General features: G+C 42.4%; 11 protein-coding genes and 1 pseudogene. 4 read left to right on the top strand and 8 right to left on the bottom strand.

All coding sequences use genetic code 11. The features are described from left to right. Positions 1 to 21: 21 nt before the first annotated feature. Genes AC1DXF_RS07715 through AC1DXF_RS07725 form a run of 3 tightly spaced genes read right to left on the bottom strand, consistent with a single transcriptional unit; the run spans position 22 to position 1,596 of the window. Positions 22 to 630, bottom strand: a complete 609-nt coding sequence (locus AC1DXF_RS07715) for an HAD family hydrolase (protein ID WP_477447728.1) — start codon at positions 628 to 630, stop codon at positions 22 to 24. After that, complete coding sequence (locus AC1DXF_RS07720) at positions 620 to 928, bottom strand: hypothetical protein (RefSeq protein ID WP_477447729.1); 309 nt, start codon at positions 926 to 928, stop codon at positions 620 to 622. The genes AC1DXF_RS07715 and AC1DXF_RS07720 overlap by 11 nt, the downstream gene beginning before the upstream one ends. Before the next feature lie 14 nt (positions 929 to 942). Beyond that, the gene (locus AC1DXF_RS07725; RefSeq protein ID WP_477447730.1) at positions 943 to 1,596 is read right to left on the bottom strand and encodes an ABC transporter ATP-binding protein; all 654 of its coding nucleotides are present in this window, start codon (positions 1,594 to 1,596) and stop codon (positions 943 to 945) included. 172 nt (positions 1,597 to 1,768) lie between these two features. On the opposite strand from AC1DXF_RS07725, the gene AC1DXF_RS07730 reads away from it, so the two are divergent. From AC1DXF_RS07730 to AC1DXF_RS07740, 3 genes and pseudogenes are all read left to right on the top strand, one after another. Then, positions 1,769 to 4,876, top strand: coding sequence for a sensor histidine kinase (locus tag AC1DXF_RS07730; protein ID WP_477447731.1), 3,108 nt, complete (start codon positions 1,769 to 1,771; stop codon positions 4,874 to 4,876). A 60-nt stretch (positions 4,877 to 4,936) separates the two neighbouring features. After that, a pseudogene (sucC, locus tag AC1DXF_RS07735) lies at positions 4,937 to 6,133 on the top strand (ADP-forming succinate--CoA ligase subunit beta); the annotation flags it as partial. An 88-nt stretch (positions 6,134 to 6,221) separates the two neighbouring features. Continuing rightward, entirely contained in the window at positions 6,222 to 6,719 is a 498-nt protein-coding gene (locus tag AC1DXF_RS07740) for a DUF4304 domain-containing protein (protein WP_477447732.1), read from the top strand. A gap of 37 nt (positions 6,720 to 6,756) precedes the next feature. Here the strand turns inward: AC1DXF_RS07740 and AC1DXF_RS07745 are convergent, their stop codons facing one another. The 3 genes from AC1DXF_RS07745 to AC1DXF_RS07755 form a co-directional block, all read right to left on the bottom strand. After that, positions 6,757 to 7,947: a winged helix-turn-helix domain-containing protein gene (locus AC1DXF_RS07745; protein WP_477447733.1), complete on the bottom strand. Its 1,191-nt coding sequence runs from the start codon at positions 7,945 to 7,947 to the stop codon at positions 6,757 to 6,759. A gap of 140 nt (positions 7,948 to 8,087) precedes the next feature. Beyond that, positions 8,088 to 9,983, bottom strand: a complete 1,896-nt coding sequence (locus AC1DXF_RS07750; protein WP_477447734.1) for a DNA topoisomerase IV subunit B — start codon at positions 9,981 to 9,983, stop codon at positions 8,088 to 8,090. 105 nt (positions 9,984 to 10,088) lie between these two features. Beyond that, the gene (locus AC1DXF_RS07755) at positions 10,089 to 10,754 is read right to left on the bottom strand and encodes a hypothetical protein (RefSeq protein WP_477447735.1); all 666 of its coding nucleotides are present in this window, start codon (positions 10,752 to 10,754) and stop codon (positions 10,089 to 10,091) included. Positions 10,755 to 11,010: 256 nt separating this feature from the next. On the opposite strand from AC1DXF_RS07755, the gene AC1DXF_RS07760 reads away from it, so the two are divergent. Beyond that, on the top strand, positions 11,011 to 11,304 hold the full coding sequence (locus AC1DXF_RS07760; RefSeq protein WP_477447736.1) for a GNAT family N-acetyltransferase: 294 nt from the start codon (positions 11,011 to 11,013) through the stop codon (positions 11,302 to 11,304). Positions 11,305 to 11,355: 51 nt separating this feature from the next. Here AC1DXF_RS07760 and AC1DXF_RS07765 read toward each other — a convergent pair whose 3' ends face one another. Together AC1DXF_RS07765 and AC1DXF_RS07770 are read right to left on the bottom strand one after the other, a co-directional pair. Then, complete coding sequence (locus AC1DXF_RS07765; RefSeq protein WP_477447737.1) at positions 11,356 to 12,924, bottom strand: hypothetical protein; 1,569 nt, start codon at positions 12,922 to 12,924, stop codon at positions 11,356 to 11,358. A 999-nt stretch (positions 12,925 to 13,923) separates the two neighbouring features. After that, positions 13,924 to 14,574 (bottom strand): DUF4279 domain-containing protein, encoded by a 651-nt coding sequence (locus AC1DXF_RS07770; protein ID WP_477447738.1) that lies wholly within the window; start codon positions 14,572 to 14,574, stop codon positions 13,924 to 13,926. Position 14,575: the final 1 nt, after the last annotated feature.

Below are 14,575 nucleotides of genomic sequence, written 5' to 3' on the forward strand. Positions count from 1 at the left end.
ATAAGTATGTTACAACAGGCGTTACAAAAATTTATCGACGCCCATGTAGTCAATTCCAACAGTTTCGGCGCATAAACTATCTATTTCAGAATTGCCTATCATCAAAATGTCCCGTCGTTGCAGGTTATGCTCCTGCATTAAAAGGTGTATTACATCGGGCTCGGGCTTTGGCGCGGTTTCATCGGCCAGGTAGCAAATTAGGTACGGTTCCAATTTATGCCACTCTACCTGCCTTATCTTGTTTACCTGTTGCGTAACCTTCCCGTTGGTTACAATGAATAGCTTTTTGCGATCCACAACAATTTCCTGAAGTAAGGTAAGCATATTCTGATACAAAAGCAATTTCAGGGGAAGTTTGGCAGTATCAAAAAGGTTATAAAATTTATCCCTGTACTGCTCTGCAACAGGAAACTTTTCTGCAAGCTTATCAAATACAAAATCCGACCCTTCGTTAACATAGGTATCAGTCATTAAATTGGTTACCTGTTTGGCATCAACCAATTCAACATACTCCAGCATGTTTGCAAACAGGTAGTAAACCTGGTATATATAATCTTTGGCCGGGTACAAAACATCATCCAGCTCCAGTACAAACGCAGTCTTGCGCTTATCAATATCCTTATACGTCATCGTTGCCGGCAATGATTTTTATATTATATTCATTAAATAACACTTCCGATTGTTTCAACAGCACAGCTTCCTGCTCCCGAAACAGGTAAACACTGCCTACCCCTAAGTCAAGGCATAAAGCCAGCATCTCATGCGTGTAACTGGGCGATGCAGGGTTGGGCAGGCGAATAAGCTGGCCTGGTTTCAGCATAAAATCGGGCAGGTCCATGTAATCGCCCATAATAATTTCGGCGCCATTTAATTTATTTTTCTGCTTATAAGCCTGTGCAGCGTTTGCTGCTGTTATCAGTATCTTCAATTCAATAGCTAAGCTTATGGTACAATTAAACCGTCTTTCATAATAACTGTACGGTCAGATAGGTCGGCAAGTTCTTCATTATGAGTAACAATTACAAAGGTTTGGTTAAAATCTTTACGCAACTTAATAAAAAGTTCATGCAACTCCAGCGCGTTTACCGAATCGAGGTTCCCCGATGGTTCGTCGGCAAATATTAAAGCCGGATTGTTGATAAGCGCACGTGCAACAGCAACCCGTTGTTGTTCGCCGCCCGAAAGCTGGTTGGGTTTATGGCTTACCCTATCGCTCAATCCCAGCAAATCCAGTAACTCTTTGGCTTTCTTTTCGGCATCTGCTTTTGATACACCTGCAATAAACGCCGGGATACACACATTCTCCAGGGCCGTAAACTCGGCCAGCAAATGGTGAAACTGGAAGATAAAACCAATTTTACGGTTTCTGAAATCGCTTAAATTTTTATTATTAAGCTGGCTTAACTCAATATCATTAATATACAACTGTCCCGAGTCCGGCCTGTCTAACGTACCTAAAATATTAAGCAAACTACTTTTGCCGGCTCCTGATGCGCCAACAATGGTTACAATTTCGCCACGTTTAACCTCCAGGTCAACACCCTTTAATATCTGTAACTGCCCGTATGATTTGTAGATGGATTTAGCTTTAAGCATAACGCAAAGTTACTATTTTGGTTGATTTTATTGCGGCGCCAATAACCCGCTAACTTTTAGCTAAATTTAAAAGCCCTGGTGTTAAAATAGTACAACCAAACATACAAAAACACGTATAAAAGACAATTAATTAAACAGCAATAAGTTTATTACAACCACCTAAATACAAAATATGCGCCTTCTGGTAGTTTGCTGCATTATACTTTTCAATGTACCGTTTATAAATGCACAGCAGCTATTTGTTGAAAAATACCCAATGAGCGTTTACGGCGCCGGCATACAAAGCTGGACTATGGCGCAGGATAGCCAGGGCGTATTGTATATTGCCAATAACGATGGTGTTGTTAAATACGATGGCATTAGCTGGGATTTAATGCCCATTGCCAATCAAAACTATGTGTTTTCGCTGGGCCTGAATTCAAAAAACGAGATTTTTGTAGGCTCCTACAATGAGCTTGGTTATTTCAGAAAAGATAGCGCCGCAAATTACAAGTACCACACTTTATTGCCACTGCTCCCAAAAACGTACAAAAACCTGAACGATTTACGCCAAACAATGGTTTTTAATGACGAAGTGTTTTTCAACAACAATAAAAACATTTTCCGGTACAGTAAGGGCACACTTAAAATATTCAACGTTGCCGATAACTGGTTGTTTAGGTTAAAAAAGCAATTATTTTCGATAGGCGGTAATGGCTTGTTGGTTTATAAAAACGGTCAATTTGTGGAGGTCGGTTTCGCCAGGCAAATAGCCGGGCTGCATATAAAACGAATTGCCGATTACGAAAATGGCAAATATCTTTTGCTCGACGATAACAACCGGTTATGGTCATTAAACCCGCTGGAAGCAGATAGTAATAAAAAAATGTTGCTGCTTACCCAAAAGCCCGTTACCAGTACAAAAAACGTTACTGTGCGCAGCCTGCTTTACCTGGATATGGGAAAAATAGCCCTGGTTGCCGAAGAAGGCGTTTACCTTTTAAACAAAGCTGGCAAAACGGTAAACTTCAATTCTAAAGAGATGCTGGGACTTAACCTCAATACCGGTTTTTGCTTCCTGGATAGGGCCCAAAACATTTGGCTTGGTGCCGATACTTACATTACGCAGCTGATTTCAAGTTCGCCGCTATCAATATATGACAATAATAATGGCCTCGACGGGACGATATTATCGCTTGGTAAAAAAGGCAACGATTTATATGTGGGCACCGATAAAGCGCTTTTTTACAAAAATAGTAATTCAACGTTTTCTGCCATCCCCGGAACCGAAAGCGAAAACTGGAATATGTTTAATTTCGGCAACAAACTATATTTAGCTCATCGTACCGGGGTTTTTGAAATACAGGGCAAAAAAGCTATTCCGCTCATCCATCATTTGTTTATCCAAACCCTGGGCGAAGTAAAAAACAAGCCGGATTGTATGATCATGGGCACCTACAACTCGGGTATCTGGCTTTTATCAAAAGAAGGCAATGCCTGGCACGAAAAAAAGATCAGGGGCTTTGAACAGGAAACCCGCTATATACAGCAAGACGACGAGGGTAACGTATGGATAAGCCACTACAATAAAGGCATTTATAAGCTCCGGCTAAACGCCCAAATGGATTCGGTAATCAGTACCGCCTTTTACGATACAAAAAATGGGTTGCCATCAACCCTTAATAACCGAATTTACCGCTTAAACAACGGGTGCATTATTGCAACCACAACCAATGGTTTTTATAGCTACAACAAAGTAAAAAACAGGTTTGACCCCGATGCCGTACTTGGCAAGGTAAGCCAGGGTGTTTGCATTTATACAGTTAAGCAAACTGCCAGGGGCGATATTTACTTTTGGGGCGCACCATCAAAAAAAGCGCAAAATGCAGGCGCCTTTATAAAACAGCCCGATGGCTCATTTAAATTGACGTTTACACCGTTTAAAAAAATTGCGTTGACTACCCACGGCCTGCTACCTGTTGATGTTGATGCACCGGTACTTGCAGCCGGCCCCAATGAAATATGGATTGGCAATTTAAAGCGGGTTGTAAATTACAGCCCCAATCAACAAACCTACTACCATAAACCTATGCCGGTATACATCAAAACCGTAAAGGCGGCAGATTCAACCATTTTTGCCAGCGGGGCCAGGCTGCCACAAAACGATATTCCGTTTTCAAAAAACAGGTTGAAATTTGTTTTCACAAGCCCATTTTTTGAGGATGCCGATAAAATTCTATATCAATACCAATTAAACGGGTTTGAAGATAAATGGTCGGGCTGGAGCCATGACAAAGAAGTTTCATTTACAAACCTTACCGATGGCGATTACATTTTTTTTGTACGGGCCAAAAATATTTACGGGCAAATAAGCCGCCCTGCCTATTATTCGTTTCATGTTAACGCTCCCTGGTTTAAAACCTGGTGGGCTTATTTACTTTATATACTTACAGGGTCATTATTGTTTTACCTGTTCAGTATATTTAATAACGGCCTCATTAAAAGACAAAAATTGGCGCTTGAACGAAAGGTGACCGAAAAAACCAGGGAATTAAGCGATAAAAACAACGAGATTTTGGCCCAAAGCAAAGCGCTGCAAGAATCAAACCTAACCAAAGACAAGCTTTTCTCCATCATCTCACACGATTTAAGGGGACCAATAGGCCAGCTGAAACAAACCCTCGACCTGGTAAAATCAGGTTCAATATCGCTGGAAGAATTGGAGGAACTTATCCCGCATCTCGATGAAAACATAGGATCGGCATTTAGCCTTACTGATAACCTGCTTTACTGGGCAAAAAGCCAGATGGACGGCATCCAGGTAAACCCGGTTTTGTTTGATGTAATGGAAATTGCCGACGAAAACTATCACCTGTTTAAGCTAAACACCGACACCAAACACATTGAACTGGTAAACAACATTAACAAAAGCATTGCTGTTTATGGCGACAGGGATATGATAAAGCTGGTATTGCGCAACCTGCTTGGCAATGCCACAAAATTCACCCCTGTTGACGGCAAAATAATCCTGGGATACAGTACCAAGCCCGGCTTTGTTGAAGTGTATATAGAAGACACCGGCGGCGGCATGTCTGCCGAGGATATTGCCAAAATATTCCGCAAAGAAAATTTTCATAAAGATGGCACCTCGGGCGAAAAAGGCTCGGGGCTGGGGCTCTCACTTTGCCAGGATTTTATCGAAAAAAATGGGGGTAAACTAACCATTCAAAGCGAATTGGGCAAAGGCAGTAAAATTTCTTTCTGGCTTAAAAGCGATGATAAAATAAGTCCTGTCAAATAAACGCTACAATCCTCCCCTACTTTAAACAAAAATTGTAGATTTACCGCAAATTCTTCAAAAAACATGAATATCCACGAATATCAGGGCAAAGCGATATTAAAAAGCTTTGGCGTACGAGTACAGGAAGGCATTGTTGCTGATACACCCGAAGAGGCTGTTGCAGCTGCCCAAAAATTGAAAGAAGACCTGGGATCAAGCTGGGTGGTGATAAAAGCACAGATCCATGCCGGCGGCCGTGGTAAAGGCGGTGGCGTAAAGCTGGCCAAAAATCACGACCAGGTTAAAGAAATTGCAGGCAACATTATTGGCATGCAACTGGTTACCCCACAAACCGGACCCGAAGGTAAAAAAGTAAAAAAAGTTTTAGTAGCCCAGGATGTTTACTACCCCGGCGAAAGCGAAGTAAAAGAGTTTTATATGAGCGTACTGCTCGACAGGGCTAAGGGCCGTAACATTATCATGTACAGCACCGAAGGCGGTATGGATATCGAGGAAGTTGCACACTCAACCCCCGAATTGATATTTAAAGAAGAAATTGACCCTAAAGTTGGTCTGCAGGCTTTCCAAACCCGCAAAATCGCTTTCAACTTAGGTTTATCGGGCGAGGCTTTTAAGGACATGACCAAATTTATCGCGGCGCTGTACAAAGCTTACGATGCTACCGATTCATCGCAGTTTGAAATTAACCCGGTATTAAAAACATCTGATAACAAAATTTTAGCTGTTGATGCCAAAGTTAACCTGGATGATAACGCCCTGTACCGTCACCCGGATTATGCCGCTATGCGTGACACCGACGAGGAAGACCCAACCGAGGTTGAAGCCAGTAAATCAAACCTTAACTATGTAAAGCTTGATGGTAACGTAGGCTGTATGGTTAATGGCGCCGGTTTAGCTATGGCCACCATGGATATCATTAAAATAGCCGGCGGCGAGCCAGCCAACTTCCTTGACGTAGGTGGTACTGCCAATGCCGAAACTGTAAAAGCCGGTTTCAACATCATCCTGAGCGATCCAAACGTAAAAGCTATCCTCATCAACATCTTTGGTGGTATCGTTCGTTGCGACCGTGTTGCACAAGGTGTTATTGATGCCTACAAAGAAATTGGCAACATCCCCGTACCTATCATCGTGCGCCTGCAAGGCACCAACGCTGCCGAAGCAAAAGAATTGATAGATAATTCAGGATTGAAAGTATTCTCGGCCATCTTATTAAAAGAAGCTGCTGAAAGAGTTAAAGAAGTACTGGCTTTGTAAATAAAGCAGACTATAATATATTGAAAGAGGGGCCTTGTGCCCCTCTTTTTGGGTTATAACTAATTGCATATCCTAACCCGTAAAACTAATGAATGCAAAGGAAAAACAAACTGCTTTTATTAAAGCCTATTTAAAACCGACGCTAAAACAATTCGGCTATTCAACCAACAGCCAAACATGGTGGAAAACCCATGACGACTTTCATATAGTTATTAATCTTCAAAATTTTTCGTGGAATTCCAAAGACGAAGTTAATTTTTCCTTTAACATAGGGATTGCGCTTAAAGCTACTACAAATGATAATTCCAAACCGTCATACCATGATCTTAATATCCTAATGGGTCAAAATGGCTATTTACCTATTGACCGTTTCGTACACGATTACCATAACAAACCGGGATACATCATTAAAACAGGTTCTGACTTGGCAAAGTTCATAAATGAGTTTCAGATAGACTTTGAACAAAACATTTTACCGGCACTGGATGGCCTTAATACGTTAGAGGACTGCATAAACTACTACCAAACTATTCCATTTTGGGGCGAAAGATTAAGGCAACAAATTACAGACTTAGGGCTACGTTAAATTTTCAAATCTAAAATTTTGCATGGTCCTCTTTTCATCAAAAAGCCGCCCCAATAACCTTCATATAATCCTCCCTGTTGCATTTTTTAAAGGCAATATCCCGGCATTTGTTGAATTGCACAAACGCTTTTAGCGCCACTATTATCTTCCCTGTCATGGTTTCATCAAGTTCCAACTCCTCGAAGTGCAGATTATGCACAATCAGTACCTTTTGTTTCCTGTCGGCTTTGGCATCCATGCGGGCTACAAAGGTATCACCCACGAGTACCGGTAACGAGAAATAGCCATACTTACGTTTGGGCGCGGGCACAAAGCATTCAATCTGGTAGTCAAAATCAAAAAAGTCGCGTAGCCGGTGCCTGAATACATTCAGAATATCAAAGGGCGAAAGAATAAAAGCATCACCCGCCAATTCAACTTCTGTTTGCTGGCCGGGTAGCATATACAGCGGGGCGCTTTTTAGCCCTTCTACCTGCACTGTGAGCACTTCACCGGCGGCTACCATTTTCTCGAGTTCTTTTTTTACCAGGTTGCCTTTCACATAGCGGGCGCGCCAGGCCATTTCTTTAACATAGGCAATACCCAATGCTCCCAGCGTACGCCTGACCACGAAGCGGGCAAATTCTTCTGCCGTGGGCATGCTTAAATCCGTATCCGGCGGAATTAAATTCATCGGCACATCATATACTTTATGAAAACTTTTGGTGCGGGTGATGGTCAGTTTGCCATCCAGGTACAGCCGTTCCAGCGCCACTTTGGCCGGCCGCCAGTCCCACCAGCCCGAACTGGCCTCCAGCCGGTCGTTTTCAAAATCGCCGACCATCAGGGGGCCTTCGCGCTCCACCCGGTCAAGTACTTGTTTCATAAGCCGGGTCTCTGCCGGGCTTACAGGCTTCCTGTTTACCGAAAAACCCTCCTTAACCGGCAACGAAAAGCGGAAGTCGCGCATTGGGATATAACCCGCGTCGGAAGTAAAATATTCAAAGATCCGGCCATCCGCCGTTAGCTCCCCCAGCCATTCCGGCTCATAGTCGGGCACGCGTGCTGCCATCACATGGTGGTGCGCCCTTTCAACCACGTAATTGGTATCCAACTGCACAAAACCCAGGTGATCAATCAGCCGGTAAACCGCCTCAGGGCCTGTACCAAACTGCGCTTGCCTGGCCAATCCGGCGGCCTGAAGGATGATCTTCCGCGCTTGTGATTTTGATAGTATCAGAGGTTCCATACCAATTCGTTTTTCTGTAGGGGTCCGTCACATGAACCGCTACAAAAACTCCGTTTGCAATTATGTATTTACAATTTTCCAGCCTGGCCGGCAATTCCTTCAGCGCGGCGTGCTTTATGTTTTATGGCTACAAAATCGGGTTAAACTGCAACCGGCAATGCCACACCATCGGCCTCTTCGGCAACCAGCGGGTTAATGCTTTCGTCATCTTTTTCAACCCGCAGGTTGTTTACTATGTGCATTTGGCGGGTTGGCGTGTTTTTGCCCATAAAATATTCCAGCAGGCCTTTAATATTGGCATCTTTCAGGATCACGGGGTCAAGGCGGATATCTTTACCTATAAACAAGCCAAATTCATCAGGCGAAATCTCGCCCAATCCTTTAAACCGGGTTATCTCAGGCTTGTTGCCTAATTTAGCAATGGCGTTGCGGCGTTCCTCGTCGCTGTAGCAGTAAATGGTTTCCTTTTTATTGCGTACCCGGAACAGTGGCGTTTGCAGGATGAAAACGTGGCCTGCCTTTACCAGGTCGGGAAAAAACTGCAAAAAGAAGGTCATGAGCAACAGGCGGATGTGCATACCATCCACATCGGCATCGGTAGCTATTACTATGTTGTTATAGCGCAGGGCATCCAGTCCGTCTTCAATATTAAGGGCATGCTGCAGCAGGTTAAACTCCTCATTTTCGTACACCACTTTCTTAGTGAGGCCAAAACAATTAAGTGGTTTACCTTTCAGGCTGAATACGGCCTGGGTCATTACATCGCGCGATTTGGTGATGCTTCCGCTTGCCGAATCACCCTCGGTAATAAACAGCGTGGTATCCTGGCGGCGCTCGTGGGTATCTTCAAAATGCAGTTTACAATCGCGCAGCTTGCGGTTATGCAATGATGCCTTTTTGGCGCGCTCGTTAGCCAGCTTTTTAATGCCGGCAATATCCTTACGCTCGCGCTCAGATTGCAGGATGCGTTTTAACAATGCATCGGCAGCGGCCGGGTTTTTATGCAGGTAATTATCCAGCTCCTTTTTCAGGAAATCGTTGATGAAACCACGTACCGATGGCCCTTCGGGGCCAATATTTTGCGAGCCGAGCTTGGTTTTGGTTTGCGATTCAAAAACCGGTTCCTGCACCTTAATAGCAATGGCCGCAACTATAGATGCGCGGATATCCGAAGCATCAAACTCTTTTTTATAAAACTCGCGGATGGTTTTAACAACAGCTTCGCGGAAGGCGGCCTGGTGGGTACCGCCCTGTGTGGTGTTCTGGCCGTTTACAAACGAGTAATACTCCTCGCCGTATTGCTGCCCGTGGGTCATGGCTATTTCAATATCCTCGCCTTTTAGGTGGATGATGGGATAACGCAGCGTTTCTACATCGGTGTTACGGGTAAGCAAATCGTACAACCCACGTTCCGAAAAATATTTTTGACCGTTAAAGTTAATGGTAAGGCCCGAGTTGAGGAACACATAGTTCCAGATCATGCTTTCAACAAACTCCGGGATAAAACGGTAATGCCTGAAAATGGTATCATCGGGTATAAAGTTGATGGCGGTACCGTTACGCTGCGTAGTTTCCTTTTCAGCTTCATCACGAATCAGCTCGCCTTTAGCAAACTCGGCCAGCTTGGTGCGGCCGTCGCGGTACGATTGCACGATGAAATTGTTTGACAATGCGTTTACCGCTTTGGTACCCACCCCATTTAAACCTACCGATTTTTGGAAGGCCTTGCTATCGTACTTACCACCGGTGTTTATTTTGGATACGCAATCAATCACTTTTCCCAAAGGGATGCCGCGGCCATAATCACGTACGGATACTTTATGATCGCTCATATTTACCTCAATAGTACGGCCACTGCCCATTACAAACTCATCTATCGAGTTATCTACAATCTCTTTAAGCAATACGTATACCCCATCATCATAGGCCGAGCCATCGCCCAGTTTACCAATGTACATACCTGGGCGCAAACGGATGTGCTCCTTCCAATCGAGCGAGCGGATACTATCTTCACTGTAATTAACTGGTTCTGCCATTTATAAAGTAGAATTTAAAAAAAGGTATCACTATGCACCTATCTGCAAAAATAAAGTTTCGGCAATGAATTGAGTGTTCAAAACTGTCAACTTATTAACATTATGTTAATGGATCTTAAACTTGAGACAATTGGTGCCCCTATCAATATTCCTGAAAAATTCGGGATCTTTTTCGTTGGTAAAGCAAACCGCCATAATTGTACCCGTGTGGTTACGCTGTAGCATGATAAGCAGGGCGTATTTATAACTTTTTGTTTCGGGCATATCTAACAGGTTTAGCAGGTATGATTTACCTGCATCGGCTTTGTAGCGTGCCAATACATTTGCCGGGATAGCCCGCACAGAATTATCCTGTTCGCCGGTAAAATTGGTAGCCTGGGCTTTAGCAATCTGCAGGTATGATGAATCGGGATTTTCCTGTTCGTGGTAACGTTCAAGGCTCTTCCAGTTTTGCTTAAGCGATTTTACCTGGAACCAAATCTCAAATTCCTTACCCGGGATTTCCATAGCATAATCAAAAGAAAAATTTTCGTTGTTTACAGCCGGTATCTCTCTGAATCCCTTAGGGAAGGTAAATGTAACGTTGGCATTGGCCAAAATTTTTGAAAACTCCTGAAATTGCGCGCTACCTTTAACCGGCTTAACAATTGCGACGGGCGACGACTTTTTCCTGTTGCCGGCCAAATATAACGGGCGCTTTACCTGTGCAAAAACACCTGTAATGCATAGCAATAGTATAGCCTGAAGTAAAATACGCTTAAGCTGCTTCACAATAGTTTTCATTAACTCGAAACCAGGGCTGTTTCTATATGTAATTCTATGAAAATAGAACCACAAATCAAAATTAATTAAAATTTAAAAAACACAAACAACCAATTTAATATCAGCTATTTGCATTCGTCAAATGACATTTTATGCAGCTTTGCCCGTTTTATTTAGCGGATAAAAAAATCAGCCCAAAAATACTGCAACAAAATGGCTTTATAAATTTTGTTGCTAATTTAGTTTCGGCACAAATTTTAAAAATATGAAATACCAGGACATTCCGCTTATTAATAACGAAGCCATCCATAATTTTGAACTTACTATAGATGGCAACAGGGCCTTTATTGATTACAAGTTAAAGGGTGATAAAATTTACCTGATACATACCGAAGTACCGGTAGCAATGGAGGGCACCGGTGTTGCCGCCGCCCTTGTTGAAAAAGCTTTTAACTACATTGAAGATAACCACTTGAAAATTGTGCCTCTTTGCGCATACATTATAGCTTATTTAAAACGCCACCCCGAGTGGAAGCGTTTACTGGCAATAGCAGAATGAAGATTTAAAACAAACTGCCCGGAAAATATAAACTTTCCGGGCAGTTGGTTATTACGGCTGCAGCCAAACAACTTTTACACCTTTTTTACCATTTTGATTTGAAAGTTCCAGGGTAACGTACACATTGTTGTTGCGGTCATAGTCGGATATTGAAAACAATCCCAGGTTATGGTCTTTTTTTCCTTCCGGATTGCCAAAAACGTATTCTCTTTTCAAAATTGGTTCTTTGCCGGTAAGCGGATAATAAAAGCCATCGCAACCACTTACGCCCATTATATCAACCAGGCCTCCACTTTCCTGCTTTTCGTTATTGCGTTCGGTGTCATTGAATAAAATGTAACTTTTGATTTTCCCATCAAGGTAAGCGAACGATTTAAACTGACTACCTCCGCCCAGTTTTTGAGCTGTGCCTTCCCGGTATGATTGGTAAAACGGGCCTACTCCTCCATTGATGAAATGACTTTTGCGGATAAGGAAATCAGTCGACAGTTCCCCGGTTTTAGTGTAATTAACCACAGCCAGATCGCCAAGTATTGTGGTTACCGAGTAATTGGTGTAGCGGTAGGCCATTTCTTCGGATACAACGGTGAAAGTACCATCGTCATTGATGAACAGGTTTTGCGGTAAACCCCTGAAACCCTTCTTTGAATATTGATCAAGGCGTTCTGAAGGAGAAATTACATTTACCCGGTTGATCTTTTTATCGAAAGGATTTACCAGTGCCATAATAGGCGTATAACCTTCATCTTTTGAGTTCTCTTTGGTTGAAGCTATCAATACCAATGATTTAATAGCAGGATTGTAACGGCATATACCATGATATACCAGTAAATCCAGCGAAAAGCCCAGTTCAGTAAAACTAACGGTTTTGGCACCTTTATCTAAATTAGCCAAAATAAGCTCGCTCGCTTTACCGCCGCTGTTTGCGGTATTATAACCATAGGCCAAAACCGAAACTTTATCGCTTCCAATTACAGCCATATCAACATAGCGGATATATTTATATTTTTCATCCGGTGATGCATAAAACGCCCGGCCTGTTTCTTTGTTATCGGCCCCGTATGATATAATTTCAATGCGTTTGCTTCTTTCCGACTCGAAACTGTTTAACAGCACCAGGGCATAATTGTCGCTGTGCGGATCTTTGCGCACAAAAAAATCGGGTTGCGGCACATTACCAAATGCCATAGCATAGCCCGCAAAAAAACTTACTTTGGCCAACTGAGCAATTTGTTTGTCTTCTTTGGCCGCACCTGTTTTGCCGTCAATTATAATACGATACAACACAGGGGTGCGGGATTCTGATTTGCTGACCATCAAAACAACATCGCCATTTATTTCAAAAACGGCTTCGATACTACTCCCGGTTCCGAGCTTGTCATACGATGGATTGATATGATTAGTAGCTATTTCCTGGTGCGCCGGGTTGTAAATGCGGGTATCAATACCTTCTTTATTACTGATATGCATAAATATAGTACTCCCGGTTTTTAATTGTAATATTTTGGCAAAACCCTCTTCGGGTTCTTTAAAAACAGGGCCTTCGGCTATAGGTTTGAACTGGGCGTTAACTGTAACACAAAATAAAAGTAACAAGAGTAGTGATAAAGGTTTTTTCATTCGGGTTTAATAATTACTTAGGGCTTAAAAATAGATAAAAATGCATCTAAGAACAACAACAAAGTATTGTGAAATAAATCCCGCACCAAACACTAATATCAGTAAAGCCTTCTATCCAAATTATTTCCTGATGTTTACCGGCAGTTCTTCATTTTCGTCTATCATTCATCGGTAATTTTCCGCCGTTTACCGGAAGTTTGCTTTGCTTCGCCTAATATCTATAGCTAAAAGGCCATTCTGTTTGCATTTTTGAATCAACAAATCGCAATCACCATGAAAACTTTACTTGCTATACAAATTATTCACCTGATAGTTAAAGCCGCAGAACATGCCGAAGCTATCATTAATTCCATCGGTCACCTGATAAAATAAGCCCCCCAGCCCCCTGAAGGGGGAGTTTTTATTATCAGGTTCTATATAAATCAACGTTACTCCCATAATGCCATCTGTAAAAAAATAACGCTATAAAAAGGGAGATAAAACGAACCGGTACAGGGCAAAATCGGCAGCCGAAGATAAAACGGCTAAAAATACGATGAGCCCGTAACCAAAATCATAAAGAGCCTCACCCTGCCCTCTCCAAAGGAGAGGGTTCTTAAAAATCAAGGTTTTTGAAAATAAAATATGCAAATCAAAAGTCCTCTCCTTTGGAGAGGATTATTCGCACTATGATATTTTGAGGCGCTCATGAATACTGTTTAGGTGAGGCTGGAGCTGTTTTAAATAATTCATGGTTATTTCATTATTCTGTTGCATTTTTACCTTATGGCGAAACCACCCATTATCACTGTAAAAAACCTGGTAAAAAACTACGGCGATTTTGCTGCCGTAAAAGATATCAGCTTTGAAGTTTATGAAGGCTATTAAGACTTTTAAATGGGAATAAGGGGAGAGTCAAGAGATTAGAGTCAAGAATTAAGACCCGAATATATCTGCTTTGCATTATCTGGGGAATGAAGCAATTTCCAACTTTATAAATCAGTCACGCTTTATCAGCCATTATTTAAACGGCTCTCCCCAGGCGGTAACATCAAAATATATGGCCAAATTTAAACTACTTAGTAGTTGAATATGTTTTGAACTGATAGCCATGCCGCCCAAACGCTGATTACCGGCATGAAAATCCATAATTACCTGAACGAAGGCATTGGCATTTGCTGCTAATGCGCGCACGCCGTCAATATCTTTTTGCAAAAATGTCAACAGTTTTTCAAGCTTGTCTTCAAATTCGTCTGCCTCTGGGTTGGGCGTAATTTCGATGCAGTTAAAGTTATAAGTACGCCTTCCATCTGGTCGTAAATCGCCGGTGCTCCATACCCTTGTTGGTTGCAGCGTTGTAAAACCTTGTAATATGTCCGATTTAATTATTTGAGACTCGGCCCTGAAGTATACTGTATTACGTGATTCCGTTCCTACATTAAATATTTCCTTTTTTATAGGATCGATATAAACCGCAAAGTTAAAGTATTCGTCCTTTACGGGTAGGTATGCAATTATCAAATCATCTTCCTTCTCCCTGTCTATGCGGTCAATCTTAATCTTGCCATCGTTTAACATCGGCTGATGGATCTCCAGGTATTGCCCGGTAGTTCCTAAAGTTTTGTTCAGAAACTCATCTTCAACTAAAAGTGCTACTTCTTCATTGGTCATA

It is taken from the genome of Mucilaginibacter sp. P2_A5, from assembly GCF_056404995.1.